At 73.8% G+C, this 16277-nt stretch carries 13 protein-coding genes; 12 read left to right on the top strand and 1 reads right to left on the bottom strand.

All coding sequences use genetic code 11. From position 1 onward, the window contains the following. The first annotated feature begins 143 nt into the window (after positions 1 to 143). The 7 genes from guaB (at position 144) to E6W39_RS25995 (ending at position 11802) form a co-directional block, all read left to right on the top strand. Entirely contained in the window at positions 144 to 1646 is a 1503-nt protein-coding gene (gene guaB / locus E6W39_RS25965; protein WP_141635569.1) for an IMP dehydrogenase, read from the top strand. Positions 1647 to 1752: 106 nt separating this feature from the next. Further along, on the top strand, positions 1753 to 2868 hold the full coding sequence (locus E6W39_RS25970; protein WP_101381423.1) for a GuaB3 family IMP dehydrogenase-related protein: 1116 nt from the start codon (positions 1753 to 1755) through the stop codon (positions 2866 to 2868). A 192-nt stretch (positions 2869 to 3060) separates the two neighbouring features. Then, positions 3061 to 5094: a serine/threonine-protein kinase gene (locus E6W39_RS25975; RefSeq protein WP_141635570.1), complete on the top strand. Its 2034-nt coding sequence runs from the start codon at positions 3061 to 3063 to the stop codon at positions 5092 to 5094. A 21-nt stretch (positions 5095 to 5115) separates the two neighbouring features. Continuing rightward, the gene (locus tag E6W39_RS25980) at positions 5116 to 6264 is read left to right on the top strand and encodes a protein kinase domain-containing protein (RefSeq protein WP_141635571.1); all 1149 of its coding nucleotides are present in this window, start codon (positions 5116 to 5118) and stop codon (positions 6262 to 6264) included. Between the two features lie 224 nt (positions 6265 to 6488). Continuing rightward, complete coding sequence (locus E6W39_RS25985; RefSeq protein ID WP_181799449.1) at positions 6489 to 8264, top strand: serine/threonine-protein kinase; 1776 nt, start codon at positions 6489 to 6491, stop codon at positions 8262 to 8264. A gap of 62 nt (positions 8265 to 8326) precedes the next feature. Beyond that, positions 8327 to 9946 (top strand): succinic semialdehyde dehydrogenase, encoded by a 1620-nt coding sequence (locus E6W39_RS25990; protein WP_141635573.1) that lies wholly within the window; start codon positions 8327 to 8329, stop codon positions 9944 to 9946. After that, positions 9943 to 11802 (top strand): GMC oxidoreductase, encoded by a 1860-nt coding sequence (locus E6W39_RS25995; RefSeq protein ID WP_141635574.1) that lies wholly within the window; start codon positions 9943 to 9945, stop codon positions 11800 to 11802. Before E6W39_RS25990 ends, E6W39_RS25995 begins: the two co-directional genes overlap by 4 nt. A 221-nt stretch (positions 11803 to 12023) precedes the next feature. Here the strand turns inward: E6W39_RS25995 and E6W39_RS26000 are convergent, their stop codons facing one another. Beyond that, positions 12024 to 12335, bottom strand: a complete 312-nt coding sequence (locus tag E6W39_RS26000) for a hypothetical protein (RefSeq protein WP_220140261.1) — start codon at positions 12333 to 12335, stop codon at positions 12024 to 12026. Between the two features lie 13 nt (positions 12336 to 12348). Here E6W39_RS26000 and E6W39_RS39710 point away from each other — a divergent pair, with 13 nt between their 5' ends. From E6W39_RS39710 to E6W39_RS26025, 5 genes are read left to right on the top strand one after another with little or no spacing between them, the layout of a single operon-like run. Beyond that, positions 12349 to 12561 (top strand): hypothetical protein, encoded by a 213-nt coding sequence (locus E6W39_RS39710; RefSeq protein WP_220140262.1) that lies wholly within the window; start codon positions 12349 to 12351, stop codon positions 12559 to 12561. Beyond that, positions 12542 to 13195, top strand: a complete 654-nt coding sequence (locus E6W39_RS26005; RefSeq protein WP_181799452.1) for a class F sortase — start codon at positions 12542 to 12544, stop codon at positions 13193 to 13195. The genes E6W39_RS39710 and E6W39_RS26005 overlap by 20 nt, the downstream gene beginning before the upstream one ends. A gap of 53 nt (positions 13196 to 13248) precedes the next feature. After that, on the top strand, positions 13249 to 14154 hold the full coding sequence (locus E6W39_RS39715; RefSeq protein WP_181799453.1) for a hypothetical protein: 906 nt from the start codon (positions 13249 to 13251) through the stop codon (positions 14152 to 14154). 4 nt (positions 14155 to 14158) lie between these two features. Then, complete coding sequence (cseB, locus tag E6W39_RS26020; RefSeq protein ID WP_141635579.1) at positions 14159 to 14917, top strand: two-component system response regulator CseB; 759 nt, start codon at positions 14159 to 14161, stop codon at positions 14915 to 14917. Next, entirely contained in the window at positions 14914 to 16116 is a 1203-nt protein-coding gene (locus E6W39_RS26025) for a sensor histidine kinase (RefSeq protein ID WP_228718360.1), read from the top strand. Before cseB ends, E6W39_RS26025 begins: the two co-directional genes overlap by 4 nt. Positions 16117 to 16277 lie beyond the last annotated feature (161 nt).

Raw genomic sequence — 16277 nt, forward strand, 5'->3', positions numbered from 1 at the left:
GGTCGCCAAAGATCAATCGGGGCGAGCCGCGTTACCTCGTACGTTCGTCCAAAGACCTGGCCTGTGCCGGTGATCACGCCCGGCGACCCCCTACGGGCGTGCACAGATCGACACGGCCGGCCACGGGAAGGTAGCCCCCCACCATGTCTCTTAACGCCGCAGGCGTACCCGAGAAGTTCGCCATGCTCGGACTCACGTACGACGACGTCCTGCTGCTGCCTGGTGAGTCGCACGTGCTGCCGAACCAGGTGGACACCTCGTCCCGGGTCTCGCGCAACGTCCGGGTGAACATCCCGCTGCTCTCCGCCGCCATGGACAAGGTCACCGAGTACCGGATGGCCATCGCCATGGCCCGCCAGGGCGGCGTCGGCGTGCTGCACCGCAACCTGTCGATCGAGGACCAGGCCAACCAGGTCGACCTGGTGAAGCGCTCCGAGTCGGGCATGGTCACCGACCCGATCACCATCGGCCCCGAGGCCACCCTGGCCGAGGCCGACGCGCTCTGCGCCAAGTTCCGGATCAGCGGCGTGCCGGTCGCCGACCCGGAGGGCAAGCTGCTGGGCATCGTCACCAACCGCGACATGGCCTTCGAGTCCGACCGCAACCGCCAGGTCCGCGAGATCATGACCCCGATGCCGCTGATCACCGGCAAGGTCGGCATCTCCGGCGAGGAAGCGATCGGGCTGCTGCGCCGCCACAAGATCGAGAAGCTCCCGCTGGTGGACGACCAGGGCCGGATCAAGGGCCTGATCACCGTCAAGGACTTCGTCAAGGCCGAGAAGTACCCGAACGCCGCCAAGGACGCCGAGGGCCGGCTGCTGGTCGCCGCCGCGGTCGGCGCCAGCGCCGAGGCCTTCGACCGGGCCCAGGCCCTGGTCGAGGCGGGCGTGGACTTCCTGGTGGTGGACACCTCGCACGGCCACAGCCACAACGCGCTGGACTGGATCGCCAAGATCAAGTCGGCCGTGCCGGTCGACGTGGTCGGCGGCAACGTCGCCACCCGGGACGGCGCCCAGGCGCTGATCGACGCGGGTGTGGACGGCGTCAAGGTCGGCGTCGGCCCCGGCTCGATCTGCACCACCCGGGTGGTCGCCGGCATCGGCGTGCCGCAGGTCACCGCGATCTACGAGGCCGCGCTGGCCTGCCAGGCGGCCGGGGTGCCGGTGATCGGCGACGGCGGCCTGCAGTACTCCGGCGACATCGGCAAGGCGCTGGCCGCCGGTGCCGAGACCGTGATGCTCGGCTCGCTGCTGGCCGGCTGCGAGGAGTCGCCCGGCGAGCTGCTGTTCATCAACGGCAAGCAGTTCAAGTCGTACCGCGGCATGGGCTCGCTGGGCGCCATGCAGACCCGCGGCCAGGCGAAGTCCTTCTCCAAGGACCGCTACTTCCAGGGCAACGTCACCTCCGACGAGAAGCTGATCGCCGAGGGCATCGAGGGCCAGGTGCCGTACCGCGGTCCGCTGTCCGCCGTGCTGTACCAGCTGGTCGGCGGCCTGCGGCAGACCATGGGCTACGTGGGCGCCGCCAACGTCGCGGAGATGGAGAGCAAGGGCCGGTTCGTCCGGATCACCGCGGCCGGGCTCAAGGAGAGCCACCCGCACGACATCCAGATGACCGTCGAGGCGCCGAACTACACCAGCCGCTGAGACGCCTGACCCGAGCGAAGGCCCGCCACCGCCCCGGTGGCGGGCCTTCGCCTGTTCCCGGGGGATACTGGAGGACGTTCGTGAGCAGCAAGCAGAGAGGCTCGAAGTGACTGAGATCGAAATCGGGCGAGGCAAGCGCGGCCGCCGGGCGTACTCCTTCGACGACATCGCCGTCGTCCCCAGCCGCCGCACCCGGGACCCGAAGGAGGTCTCGATCGCCTGGCAGATCGACGCCTACCGCTTCGAGCTGCCGTTCCTGGCGGCCCCCATGGACAGCGTGGTGTCGCCCGCGCAGGCCATCGCCATCGGCAAGCTGGGCGGCCTCGGGGTGCTCAACCTGGAGGGTCTGTGGACCCGCTACGAGGACCCGCAGCCGCTGCTCGACGAGATCGCCGCCATCCCGGACGAGGTCACCGCGACCCGCCGCCTGCAGGAGATCTACGCCGCGCCGATCCAGGCCGAGCTGATCGGCAAGCGGATCCGCGAGGTGCGCGAGTCCGGCGTGGTGACCGCCGCCGCGCTCTCCCCGCAGCGCACCGCCGAGTTCTCCAAGGCCGTGGTCGACGCCGGGGTGGACGTCTTCGTGATCCGCGGCACCACGGTCTCCGCCGAGCACGTCTCCGGTGCCGCCGAGCCGCTCAACCTCAAGCAGTTCATCTACGAGCTGGACGTCCCGGTGATCGTCGGCGGCTGCGCCACCTACACCGCGGCGCTGCACCTGATGCGCACCGGCGCGGCCGGCGTGCTGGTCGGCTTCGGCGGCGGCGCCGCCCACACCACCCGCAACGTGCTGGGCATCCAGGTGCCGATGGCCACCGCCGTGGCCGACGTGGCCGCTGCCCGCCGCGACTACATGGACGAGTCCGGCGGCCGCTACGTGCACGTGATCGCCGACGGCGGTGTCGGCTACAGCGGTGACATCGCCAAGGCGGTGGCCTGCGGCGCCGACGCGGTGATGATCGGTGCCGCGCTGGCCCGGGGCACCGACGCGCCGGGCAAGGGCTTCCACTGGGGCATGGAGGCGGTGCACGAGGAGCTGCCGCGCGGCAAGCGGGTCAACCTGGGCACCGTCGGCACCACCGAGGAGATCCTCACCGGTCCGTCGCACACCCCCGACGGCACCATGAACCTGTTCGGCGCACTCCGCCGGGCGATGGCCACCACCGGCTACTCGGAGCTCAAGGAGTTCCAGCGGGTCGAGGTGACGGTCAGCCACCGCTGAACCGTCCGCTGACGCACCGTCAGAGCGGGGCGCTGTCCGAAGGACGGCGCCCCGCTCGGTCTTTTTGCGGGGTCGAGTGAACAGAAGCACACGGCACAGGGGATGATGGGGGCTTGACCGTCTCGGTTGCCCGGCGCACCGATTCGACGGTCCATCACCTGACCGGCAGCAGCACATGGGGGAACGCCCGAGATGACCCAGCCGCAGGGCACTTCCGGCCGCGTCCTGGCCGACCGCTACCGGCTCGAATCGGTGCTCGGCAGCGGCGGCATGGGGACCGTCTGGAAGGCCGAGGACGAGATGCTCGGCCGCATCGTGGCGGTGAAGGAACTGCGGATGCACGGCGGCGTCGACGACGACGAACGCCACCGGCTGATCGTTCGTACGCTGCGCGAGGCCAAGGCCACCGCCCGGATCCGGCACACCGCGGCCGTGACCGTCTTCGACGTGGTCGAGGAGGACGACCGCCCTTGGATCGTCATGGAGTTGGTGGACGGACGGTCGCTGGCCGAGGTGGTCAAGGAGGACGGTCCGGTCACCCCGGTGCGGGCCGCCGAGATCGGCCTGGAGCTGCTCGGGGTGCTGGGCGCCGCGCACAGCCAGGGCATCCTGCACCGCGACGTCAAGCCGTCCAACGTGCTGATCGGCGAGGACGGCCGGGTGGTGCTGACCGACTTCGGGATCGCCAGCGTGGAGGGCGACAGCTCCGTCACCTCCACCGGGATGCTGGTCGGCGCGCCCTCCTACATCTCCCCGGAGCGGGCCCGCGGCCAGAAGCCCGGACCGCCGGCCGACCTGTGGTCGCTGGGCGGCACGCTCTACGCCGCGCTGGAGGGCAAGCCGCCGTACGACAAGGGCTCGGCGCTGGCCACCCTGACCGCCGTGATGACCGAGGAACTGCCGCCGCCGGCCAATGCCGGGCCGCTGCGGCCGGTGATCGAGGGGCTGCTGGACAAGGACCCGGCCAAGCGGCTTGACGCCTCGACCACCCGGTCGATGCTCAAGCGGATCGTGGCCGAGTCGACGGCGCGGGCGGAGGCCACCACCAAGACCAAGATGCTGCCGGTCGTCGACGGGGCGGCGGAGGCTGAGGCGGAGACGTCCGGTGCGTCCGGTGCGTCCGGTGCGGCTGGCGCGTCGAAAGTCGACTCGGCCGACGCTGCGATAGCCGCAGCCAAGGACAAGGCCAAGCCGAAGACCAAGGACAAGGCCAAAGCGAAGCCGAGCGGGCTCGGGCTGAGCAGCGTGCGGGTGGGCAGCACGGCCCGGGCTGCGGAGCCGGCGGCCGCCGAGCCGCCCGCGCCAGCAGCAGCCGCTGCAGCCGCCGCGCAGCCGCCCGCCGCGAAGGGCGGGGACGGCGGCTGGAGCCGCAGCGCCACCCTGGGGGCGGCCGCCCGCTGGTCGAAGCGGCGTCAACTGCTGGTCGCCGCCCTGGTGCTGATCCTGCTGGTGGCCGGCGGGGTGTGGCTGGCGTCGACGCAGACCTCGGGCGGCGGCAAGACGGGAGCGAGCCGGCCGACCGGCGCGGGCGCGGTGGCGGGAGCCCCGGCGACCTCGGCGGCGCCGAGCAAGCCGGCAGCGAGCAGCCCCGCCGCGAGCAGCCCGGCGCCCAGCTCGGCAGCGCCCGGCAGCGCGACACCGAGCGGCGCCGCCCCCGGCTCCGGCTCGCAGAGCAATGCGGCACCGAGCAACCCGGCACCCAACCCCGCCCCGCCCGGCAACCCGGCGCCGGGCGGGGCCGGGTCGGGCGGCCAGTCGCCGACCGGGTCGGGGGTGCCGGCGGGCTACCAGCTCATCAGCGACCCGTCCGGCTTCAAGATCGTGCTGCCGCAGTGGATGACCGACCAGGGCGTGGGCTACCGCGCCACCACCAAGAAGTTCGGCGGCCACGGCCTCTCGCTGCTGGTGGACTGGCAGTCGCCGGCCAACAGCAGCGCGCTCGCCGACTGGCAGAGCTCGGACGCGAACGGTCCGCAGAACTTCACCGACTACCAGCGGGTCCAGGTTGCCGCGCTGACCTACCGCCAGTGGACCAACGCGGCCGACTGGGAGTGGACTTACAGCGGCTCGTCCGGCCGGATGCACTCGCTGAACCGCGGCTTCGTGGTGGACAACGGCAAGTACGGGTACGCGCTGATGTGGACCGCCAGCGATGCCGACTGGAACTCGGCCGACTTCACCGCGGCCCGGCAGACCGGTTTCGCCAGCTTCGAACCTGCGCCGTAAGCGGCGGGGAGGGGAACGGCCATGAGAGCTGGCCCCGGCCAGACGGTGGCCGGCAGATACCAGGTGACGGACCGTCCGGCGGCCGTCGGGCCGGGGCTCGGCCGGATCGCCGTGGACGGGCGGACCGGTGTGCGGGTGCTGCTGGAGGCGGTCGAGCTGCCCGAGCTGCTGGTGCCCGAGCTGACCGGCAGCACCGATTTCGAGGGCAGCCGCTGGCTGGACCCGGAATCGGTGCTGGCCGAGGTCGCCTCGCTGCTGGCGGCGGTGCCCGAGCATCCGAGGCTCCGTCAGTCGTTCGACGTGACGGCCGAGGACGGCGTGGTCTGGCTGGCCGTCGAGGAGCCGGCCGCGACCGGCCTGCCCGAGCTGCTGGCGGCCGGGCCGCTGCCGCCGTACCGGGTCGCCGAGGTGGCCGCGGACCTGGTGGCGGCGCTGGGCGCGGTGCACCGGGCCGATCAGGTGCACGGCAACGTGGCGGCCGAACACGTGCTGGTCTGCGAGGACGGCGCCGCGCTGCTCGGCGGGCTGGCGGTGGGCGCGGCGCAGGAGGCGCTGGCCCGGGAGCTCGGCGGCGGCGACCCGCGGCGCTGGGGGCAGGCCCGTGCGGGGCTGGTCGGCAGCCGGGCCGAGCACTGGCCGCCGGAGCTGCTGACCGACCTGGCCGCAGCCTCCCCGGCAACCGACAGCTGGGCGCTGGGCGTGCTGCTGCACCGGATGCTGACCGGGTGCGGGCCGTTCGACGAGCAGAGCCCGACCGCGCTGTTCGCGGCGGTCCGGGCCGGCCGGCGGGCGGACAGCGCCGAGTGCGGGCCGCTGCGGCCGCTGGTGGACCGGCTGCTCGCCACCGACCCGGCCGAGCGTCCGTCGGCGGCCGAGGCACGGGAGTGGCTCGCCGAGCTGCTGGCAGACGCGCCGGAGCCGTACCGGGCCGTGCCGCCCGCCGAGGCACTGCCGGCGCTGCGCCCGCGCCGGCTGCCGGTGCGGCGGGCCCGGGGGCCGGTGGCGGTGCGCAGGCCGGGGCCGGCCCCGGAGGTGGCGGAGCACGCGCGGCACGCACGCGGTGCGGGCGGCGGCCGTCGTGGCTGCTGCCGGTGCTGCTGGTGGGCGGGGTGGTGGGGGCGATGGTGCTGGCGCTGGTGGCGGTGGTGCAGTTCTCGGGGTGAGCGGTGAGCAGGGTGAACGGCATGTCCGGCGTGACCGCCGGTGCTGGCTTGGTCGCCCTGCGAGGCGGGGAAGGTGAAGGGACGTCACGACCAGATCACGTGGCCGGGTCGGGAACCGCGCCGCGCGTGGATCCGCCTAGTCTTGGGTCTCACACACAGTCCGAGCGGTGATCAGATTCATGGTGCACCGAAGAGGGGGGAACGGTCGCCATGGGCGGACAGGAGTGGGGTATGGCCGCCACCGGGGCGGGCAGCGGCCCGGAGCGTCGGATGCTCGCCGGGCGCTACGAGTTGGGTGATCGGCTGGGCCGCGGCGGCATGGGAACAGTGTGGCGGGCCCAGGATCTGATGCTGGACCGCGAGGTGGCGGTCAAGGAGCTGACGGTCAATCACCTGCCGGAGGAGGATCTGGCGATCCTGCAGTCCCGGATGAAGCAGGAGGCCAGAGCCGCGGCGCGGATCAAGCACGCCGGGGTGATCACCATCCACGACGTGCTGGAGCAGGACGGCCGGCCGTGGATCGTGATGGAGCTGATCGACGGCCGGTCGCTGGCCGACGTGGTGTCCCAGGACGGCCCGCTGTCGCCGCGGGCAGCCGCCGAGGTCGGCTCCCAGGTGCTGGCCGCCCTGCACCGCGGCCATCAGCTGGGCGTGCTGCACCGGGACGTCAAGCCGGCCAATGTGCTGCTGGAGCACGGCACCGGGCGGGCGGTGCTGCTGGACTTCGGCATCGCCAAGTTCGAGGGCTCCTCGGAGCTGACCCGTCCCGGCGACCTGGTCGGCTCGCCGGACTACCTGGCGCCCGAGCGGGCCAGGGGCGAGCGGTTCGGGCCGGCGTCCGACCTGTGGGGCCTGGGCGCCACGCTGTACGCGGCCGTCGAGGGCCGCTCGCCGTTCCGCCGCGACACCCCGCTCTCCACCCTGGCCGCGGTGGTGGACGAGCCGCTGCCCGCGCCGATCAAGGCCGGCGCGCTGGCCCCGGTGCTGGCCGCGCTGATGGCCAAGGAGTCGGCGGACCGACCCACCGCGGACGAGGCGCAACTGATGCTACGCGCGGTGATCGACGGCCAGACCATCGGCATCGGCATCCCGCTGCAGCCGCTGCGGATGCCCACCCAGGCGGTTCCGGTGGTGGACCGGCGGCCGGTCTCCGAGTCGGACGAGCCCCTGCCGGAGGCGCCCGCCACCCCCACGGGAACCGGTCCCACCACGCCGGTGGCCGCCACCCCGGGCGCGCCGCTGCCCCCCGGCCCGCTGGCACCCCCCACCGCCGTGCCGCCCGCCCCCGTCCCGCCCCGCCGCCGTCGGCGGCGCGCCCTGCGCCTGGCGCTGGCCGCGCTGGCCGTCGCCCTGCTGGCCGGCGGCACGGCCGTCGCGGTGCAGATGTACGGCCCGCACCACGGCACCCCGGTGGCCGGCCCGACGCCCAGCGCCCCGCCGAGCACCTCCGCCACGAGCTCCGGCACCCTCGGCACGCCGTCGGTGAGCCCCAGCACACCCGGCACCGAGGCGGCGCCCAGCCAGGCGCCCAGTGGCTACAGCTGGCAGACGGACGAGCTGGGCATGCGATTCCCGCTGCCGGTGGACGGCCAGACGTGGCGGCGCACCACCAACGACACCGGCAACGGCTACTACAGCCCCGACGGCCAGCGGCACCTGATCCAGCTGGCGAAGAACGTCGGCCAGGCGCAGTCCCCGATCGACCACCTGAGCGAGATCTCCAAAGAACTGAGCACGAACCCCACCATCAAGGACTACAAGGTGGAGAGCCTCGAGTCGGCCACCATGAACGGGCACGAGGCGGCCCGCTGGGTCTTCACCTTCACCAATCTCAGGGACCCCAACAAGGGCCCCCGCAAGGCCTTCGAGGAGGAGTTCAAGAACTCGGACGGCACCGCCTACGCGATCCTGGTCTCCGGCCCCAGCACCTCGTCCGACGAGACCACGCTCACCGAGCGGCGCTTCATGACGGAGCTCAACTACCTCTCCGTGGTGGCGCCCCGGTAAAGAACCAATGGGGGTGTTACCGACGGGTACACAACAGGCGGGTGAAGCCCTAGGCTGCGCCCATGACGGACATCACGGCAGAAAACAGCGGCGCCGGCCGCAATCCCGTGGCCCCGGGCGCCGGTCGAACGGTCGCCTCGGCGGTTCCCCAGTCCCTGGTCGCCCGCCTCGCCCGGGGCATCACCGCCGCCGAGGGCGCCGCGACGGAGTGGACCGTCGCGCCGCTCACCGGTGAACCGCTGGCAGAGCTGCCGCAGTCCACAGTGGCCGACGTCGACACCGCCTACCGGCTGGCCCGCGGCGCCCAGCAGGCCTGGGCCGCGCGGCCGGTGCGGGCGCGTGCCGCCGTGCTGCTGCGCTTCCACGACCTGCTGCTCAAGCGGCAGGACGAGGTGCTCGACCTGATCCAGACGGAGACCGGCAAGGCCAGGCTGCACGCCTTCGAGGAGGTGCTGGCCACCGCGATGGCGGCCCGCCACTACGGTCGCGCCGCCGCCGGCTACCTGAAGGACCGCCGGCGCGGCGGCGCCGTCCCGGTGCTCACCCACACCGTGGAGGGCCGCCGGCCGAAGGGCGTGGTCGGCCAGATCTCCCCGTGGAACTACCCGCTGGAACTGTCCGTCAGCGATGCGCTGCCGGCCTTCGTGGCGGGCAACGCGGTGGTCAACAAGCCCGACACCCAGACCGCGCTGACCGCGCTGTGGGCCCGCGAGCTGCTGGTGGAGGCCGGACTGCCGGCCGAGCTGTGGCAGATCGTGGTGGGCGACGGCCCGGTGATCGGCCCGGCCGTGGTGGAGCGGGCCGACTACGTCTCGTTCACCGGTTCCACCCGCACCGGGCGGGAGGTGGCGCAGCGGGCCGCGGCCCGGCTGGTCGGCGCCTCGCTGGAACTCGGCGGCAAGAACGCCATGCTGGTGCTGGCCGACGCGGACCTGGAGAAGGCCGCCGAGGGCGCGGTGCGGGCCTGCTTCTCCTCCGCCGGTCAGCTGTGCATCTCGATCGAGCGGCTCTTCGTGCACGGCTCGGTGGCCGACGCCTTCTTGGAGCGGTTCGCGGCCCGGACCCGGGCGCTGCGCCTCGGCGGCGGCCTGGCCTACGGCGCCGACATGGGCTCGCTGGTCTCCCAGCGGCAGCTGGACACCGTGACCCGGCACGTCGAGGAGGCGGTCAAGGCCGGTGCCACGGTGCTGGCCGGCGGCCAGGCCCGGCCGGACATCGGTCCGCTCTTCTTCGAGCCGACCATCCTGGACGGGGTGACCGACCAGATGGCGGTCTGCGCCGAGGAGACCTTCGGCCCGGTGGTCTCGATCTACCGCTTCGACACCGAGGACGAGGCGGTCGCGACGGCCAACGCCACCCCGTACGGCCTGAACTCGAGTGTCTGGACCAGGGATCTGCGGCGCGGCCGGGCGGTCGCGGCCCGGCTGCGCACCGGCACGGTCAACGTCAACGAGGCCTATGCCGCCGCCTACGGCTCGGTCGCCTCGCCGATGGGCGGGATGGGCGACTCCGGTCTCGGCCGCCGGCACGGCGCCGAGGGCATCCTGCGCTACACCGAGGCGCAGACCATCGCCAGCCAGCGGGTGATGCCGCTGGCCCCGGCCTTCGGGCTGGACGACGAGAAGTTCGCGGCGCTCTTCACCCGGAGCCTGCGGGCCCTGAAAGCACTGGGGTTCAAGTGACCGACGACAACAAGGCGTTCGACTACGACGTGATCGTGGTCGGCTCGGGCTTCGGCGGCTCGGTATCGGCGCTGCGGCTGACCGAGAAGGGCTACCGGGTCGCGGTGCTGGAGGCCGGCCGCCGGTTCCGCCGCGACGAACTGCCCACCACCTCCTGGGACGTGAAGAACTACCTGTGGGCGCCGGGCCTCGGGCTCTACGGCATCCAGCGGATCCACCTGCTGGCCAATGTGCTGGTGCTCGGCGGGGCCGGGGTGGGCGGCGGCTCGCTCAACTACGCCAACACCCTGTACGTGCCGCCGAAGGCCTTCTTCGAGGACCGGCAGTGGCAGCACATCACCGACTGGGAGGCGGAGCTCGCGCCGTTCTACGACCAGGCGCAGCGGATGCTCGGGGTGCGGACCAATCCCACGCTCACCCCCTCGGACGTGCACCTGAAGGGCGCCGCCGAGCGGCTGGGCGTCCCCGACAGCTTCCACCTGGCCCCGGTGGGCGTCTTCTTCGGCGACGGGCGGGACGCGGACGGCACCGCGAAGGCCGCCCCGGGCACCGAGGTCGAGGACCCGTACTTCGGCGGTGCGGGCCCGCGCCGCAAGGCCTGCACGGAGTGCGGCGAGTGCATGACGGGCTGCCGGCACGGCGCCAAGAACATGCTCACCGAGAACTACCTCTACCTGGCCGAGGCCAACGGCGCCGAGATCCACCCGCTGACCACGGTGGCCCGGATCCGCGAGGTCGACGGGGCCAATGGGAATTCAGGCTATGCGGTCGACGTGCGCCGCACCAACGCCCGCTCGGGGGCGGCCCGCAAGGCCGGCGCCCGCACCCTGACCGCCGCCAAGGTGGTGATCGCGGCCGGCACCTACGGCACCCAGACCCTGCTGCACCGGATGCGCGAGCAGGGCCGGCTGCCCCGGATCTCGGACAAGCTCGGCGAGCTGACCCGCACCAACTCCGAGGCGCTGGTGGGGGCCCAGACCACCCCGCGGCGCTACGGCGGGACGGTGGACTTCACCAAGGGCGTGGCGATCACCTCGTCGATCCACCCCGACGAGAACACCCACATCGAGCCGGTGCGCTACGGCAAGGGCTCCAACGCCATGGGGTTCCTGTCCATCTTCCAGGTGCCCGGCGGCCGCAAGGGCCCGCGCTGGCTGTGGGCCGGCGCCGAGGCGGTCAAGCACCCGACGCTGTTCGCCCGTTCGCTGAGCAACTACAAGTGGTCGGAGCGGACCATCATCGGCCTGGTGATGCAGTCGGTGGACAACTCGATCACCGTCTCGCTCAAGCAAAAGGGCCTGGGCAAGGGCAAGTTGACGTCGAGCCAGGGGCACGGCGAGCCCAACCCGACCTGGCTCCCGGCCGCCGAGGAGGGCGCCAAGGCGCTCGCCGCCGAGATCAACGGGTTCGCCGGCAGCACCGTCGGCGAGGTCTTCGACATCCCCATGACGGCGCACTTCATCGGCGGTTGCCCGATCGCCGACAGCCCCGAGCACGGCGTGGTCGACCCCTACCACCGGCTCTACGGCCACCCGGGGATCAGCGTGGTGGACGGGTCGGCGATCTCCGCCAACCTGGGCGTCAACCCGTCGCTGACCATCACCGCGCAGGCCGAGCGGGCGATGTCGATGTGGCCCAACAAGGGCGAGGCGGACCTCCGTCCGGCCCAGGGCGAGGCGTACCGCCGGGTCACGGCGGTCGCCCCGGTGCGGCCCGCCGTGCCGGCCGGCGCCTTCGGTGAGCTGCTGCTCCCGGTGCCGTCGGTGCCCAAGAAGGCGGGGGCCGAGAAGGCCCAGAAGGCCGAGAAGGCCGAGCCGGAGGAGCCGGCGGCGGAGGAGCCCTCGGCGTCCGAGTAACGATACGACTGTTACAGAGCCGACCGGTGGCCGTTACACGGCTGCCGGTCGGCCGCGCGGTGGGGTTCCTAGCGTGGGCGCAGCCTGCTCGGGCCATTCGGGTCCGAGCGCCTGTGCTGGAGGTTTCCCATGTCACGTGCCCTGCGTGCGCGCCGGTCGGTGCGGCTGTCGGTGCTCGGTCTCGGTGTCGCGGCGGCGCTGGCGCTGCCGGGTGCGGCGGCCTACGCGGACGGTTCGCCGACCCCGAGCGCGGTTGCCACGCCCACCGCCGCGTCGTCGGCCACGCCGTCGCCGGCGACCAGCGCCACGCCCACCGCCGCGCCGTCGGCCATGCCGTCGTCGGGGAGCAGTGCCACCCCCAGTGCCGCGCCGTCGGCCAAGCCGTCCTCGGGGACCAGCGCCCTGCCCAGCGCCGCGCCCAGCGCCGCCAAGCCGCTGCCCTGCAAGGCGATGCCGACGCCCAGCGTCGGGGGCAGCGCCACCCCGACGGTAGGCCGGCCCAGCGCCGTGCCGAGCGCCGCGCCCGGCGGCAAGGAGCCGCAGCCGGTGCCGACCTGCGACCAGGACGGCTCCCAGCCGAAGTCGTCCAGCACGCCGACCGCCCAGGTCAAGGCGGTGCCGCGCGGTGGTGCGGCGACCGGCGAGGGGCAGACCGGGCCGTCCGCCGCGGAGCTGGCCGGCGGCACGGGCCTGGCGGCCGCCGGGCTGGTCGCGCTGGCCTTCGCCGCCCGCAAGCGCCGTGCCGGCGCGGCGCGCTGACCACCGCCGCAGCCGGCGCCCCTGGCGGGTGCCGGCCGCGGCGGGCGGTGTGCTGGCCCTGGTGTGCGCCGCGGTGGTGCTGAGCCAGGGGTCGTCCCAGCCGCCGGTGCGGATCGCCACCACCGCCGCCGCGCCGCCGGCGCCGGCGCCGGTCGTGCCGGCCGCCGCGCCGTCAACCACCGTGCGATCAGCGCCGGTTCGGGTGCAGATCCCGCGGCTCGGGGTGGACGCGCCGGTGGTGCCCGCCGGGCTGAACGCGGACGGCACGGCCCAGGTGCCGCCGCTGGACCACCCGGGACAGGTCGACTGGTACGACGGCGGCCCGGCCCCGGGCGAGACCGGCCCTGCGGTGCTGCTCGGCCACTACGACAACCAGGCGGGCCCGGCGGTCTTCCACCAGCTGCCGAACCTGCGGCCCGGGGACCGGATCGAGATCCGCCGCGCCGACGGAAGCACCGTCAACTACCAGGTCCGCGAGCTGCGGCAGGCCCCCAAGGACGCCTTCCCCACCGACGCGGTCTACGGTGACACGACCAACCCGCAGCTTCGGTTGATCACCTGCGGGGGCGTGCTGCAGCAGAGCGGCCACTACTCGGACAACATCATCGTCTTCGCGGATCTGACGGCCTCGTAGCGGTCCGAACGCATGGTGGCGGTCCGGTGGGGTCCGGCGAAGGAGGAGGGGACATGGGCGGGGTGCGGGCGGCCATCCGATGGTTCGGGCTCGCGGTGGCGGCGGTGGCCGCGGTCGCGGGGTGCGCCGATGCGGGCGGGCTGCACGACGCGGGCTCCACCCGGCCGCCGTCGGCATGGCCCAGCCCGTCGCCGCTCTGGCCGGCCGCCGACGTGGCGAGGTCCCCGGCGCCGAGCCCGACCGCCCAGGTCGCCGCCCAGCCGCTGCCCGGTCTGAGCGTGCCCGGCGACGACATCCGGGCGGTCCAGCCGCAGGCCGTGCTGGACAAGGACCCGGCGCTGCCCGGCGACGAACGGCAGGCGCTCGCCGGCTGCCCGGTCTGCAAGCTGTTTCCGGCGCAGTACCGGGAGTTGACCAACGACGGGCACGACGAGTTGCTGGTCGCCGTGCAGGCCACCGATCAGCGCAGCTACCTGCACGTCTACCAGGCGCGTGACCACCGGGTGGTGCCGCTGCTGGCGCTGCCGGTGCAGACCGGCTTCCGCGCCGAGACGGTCGGCCAGGACCTGGTGGTCGACGAGCCGACCGGTCCGAACGACGACACCAAGACGACCTTCCAATGGAAGCAGGATCTTGGCGCCTTCGACCGGCAGATCTCGGTCAGCGGGCCGAGCGCCGCCGTGCCCGGCTGCCTGCCCGACGCGGACGGCAAGTCGCCGTGGCCGGGCCAGGGACTGCCGTCCGCGTCGGCGACGCCCTCGTACGCGCAGCCGTACCCGGAGCCGCCCAGCCGCACCAAACCCCCGCGGGCCCCGGCCGCGCCAAGCCCTCCGCGGGCCCCGGCTCCACGGCCACCCCGACCACCGTGGCATCGCCGGGCGCCGCGCCCACCGCGAGCGCCGTGCCCACCCAGGGCACCGTGCCGACGCCGACTGCCGCACCGACCCCGGGCCGGGTGACCGGATGACCGCCGCCGCCCGGATCCTGCTGGTCGAGGACGACGAGGTGATCCGCGAGGCCACCCGGATGGCGCTGGAGCGCTACGGCTTCCCCGTGGACACCGCCGCCGACGGGCTGGAGGGCCTGGAACTGTTCCGGGAGCGCCGCCCCGACCTGCTGCTGCTCGACGTGATGCTGCCGCTGCTGGACGGCGTGGGGCTGTGCCGGCGGATCCGCGAGGAGAGCCAGCTGCCGATCCTGATGATGTCGGCCCGCAGCGACCCGATCGACGTGATCTCCGGCCTGGAGGCGGGCGCGGACGACTACGTGACCAAGCCGTTCGAGACCGCTGTGCTGGTGGCCCGGATCCGCACCGTGCTGCGCCGCAGCGGCCCTCGCGAGGCGCCGGTGGCTGCACCGGTCACCGCACCGGCGACCGCACCCGCGCCCCCGGCACTGCCGCCCGGGCCGCCGCGCGCCGCTGTCCGGGAGATCGACGGGCTGACCGTGGACACCGACGGCATGGAGGTGGGGATCGACGGGCGGCCGGTGCTGCTCACCCCCACCGAGCTGCGGCTGCTGCTGGAGTTCACCGCCGCCCCGGGGGTCCTGCTGGAGCGGCAGACCCTGCTGGAGCGGGTCTGGGACTACGGCTGGGGCGCCGACACCCGGGTGGTGGACGTCCATGTCCAGCGGCTGCGGGCGAAGATCGGTGCGGACCGGATCGAGACGGTGCGCGGCTTCGGCTACAAGCTGCGGCGGCTGCGCGGGGGCACCAGGTGAACCTGCGCCGCCAGATCGCGGTCACGGTGGCCGCGGTCTCCATCCTGGTGGCGCTCTCGGTGGGCCTGCTGGTGCACCAGGCATCGGTGAACCAGCACGTCGGCCAGGCCCGGACGGCCGCCGAGAACGCGCTGCGCACCGTGCTGGACTACGACGACCGCACCGGTGACGTCCCCAAGAACTGGTGGAACGCCGCCGTGGACGACCCGGCGCTGCCGCAGGCGCTGCGCGGGCTGGCCCAGCAGAAGCACCTGGCCTCGCTGCCGGCGGCCGGACCGGGCGGCACCAGCCGGATGTGGGCGGCGGCACCGGGGCCGAACGACCAGGTGATCTCGATCTGGATCGACTACACCCAGGACCAGCGGGCGATCGCCGACCTGGACCGCTCCATCGCACTCTCCGCCGCGCTCTCGGTGCTGGTCACCGTGCTGGCCGGGGTACTGGTGGCGCACCGGATCAGCCGCCGGCTGCGCACCGCGGCCCGCACCGCGCGCACCATCGCGCAGGGCGACCTGGGAGCCAGGATCGGCTCGCTGGGCCGGGCCCGGGACGAGGTGGCGGAGCTGGCGGCCGCCGTCGACTCCATGTCCGCGGTGCTCAGCAGCAAGCTCGCCAACGAGCAGCGGTTCACCGCGGACGTCGCGCACGAGCTGCGCACCCCGCTCACCGGGCTGCTCACCGCCGCCGAGCTGCTGCCGCCCGGGCGGCCCACCGAGCTGGTGCAGGACCGGGTGCGGGTGCTCTGCCGGCTGACCGAGGAGCTGCTGGAGGTCTCCCGGTTGGACGCCGGCGCCGAGCGCCCCGAGCTCTCCCGGGTGCCGCTGGGGCCGATGCTGCGGCGGATCCTGCCCGAGTCGGTGCGCCTGGAGGTGCGCGCCGATGCCGAGGTCACCACCGACCCGCGCCGACTGGACCGGGTGGTCGGCAACCTGGTGGCCAACGCCGAGCGGCACGGCGCCCCGCCGGTGCTGGTCACGGTGGACGGCACGGTGGTCACCGTGCGGGACCACGGCCCCGGCTTCCCGGACGAGGTGCTGACCGACGGCCCGCAGCGGTTCCGCACCGGCGCCCGGGAGCGCGGGCACGGCCACGGCCTGGGGCTGACCATCGCCCAGGGCCACGCGGCGGTGCTCGGGGTGCGGCTGACCCTGGCCAACCATCCGGACGGCGGCGCGCAGGCCCAGCTGGTCCTCGGCTGAGCGCCGGGCAAGGCAAAGGGCCCCGCGGGGGAACGGGGCCCTTTGTCGCTCAGCACACGGCGTCAGGGCAGCGCCGGTGCCGGCCGGGCGGCGCCGGGGGAGGAGCACCGCCGCTATTCGGTTGGCTTCACCGCTGCGCCCCTGCGGGCTCGCGACCGCTC

This window comes from Kitasatospora acidiphila (assembly GCF_006636205.1).
GTDB classification, from domain to species: Bacteria; Actinomycetota; Actinomycetes; order Streptomycetales; family Streptomycetaceae; genus Kitasatospora; species Kitasatospora acidiphila.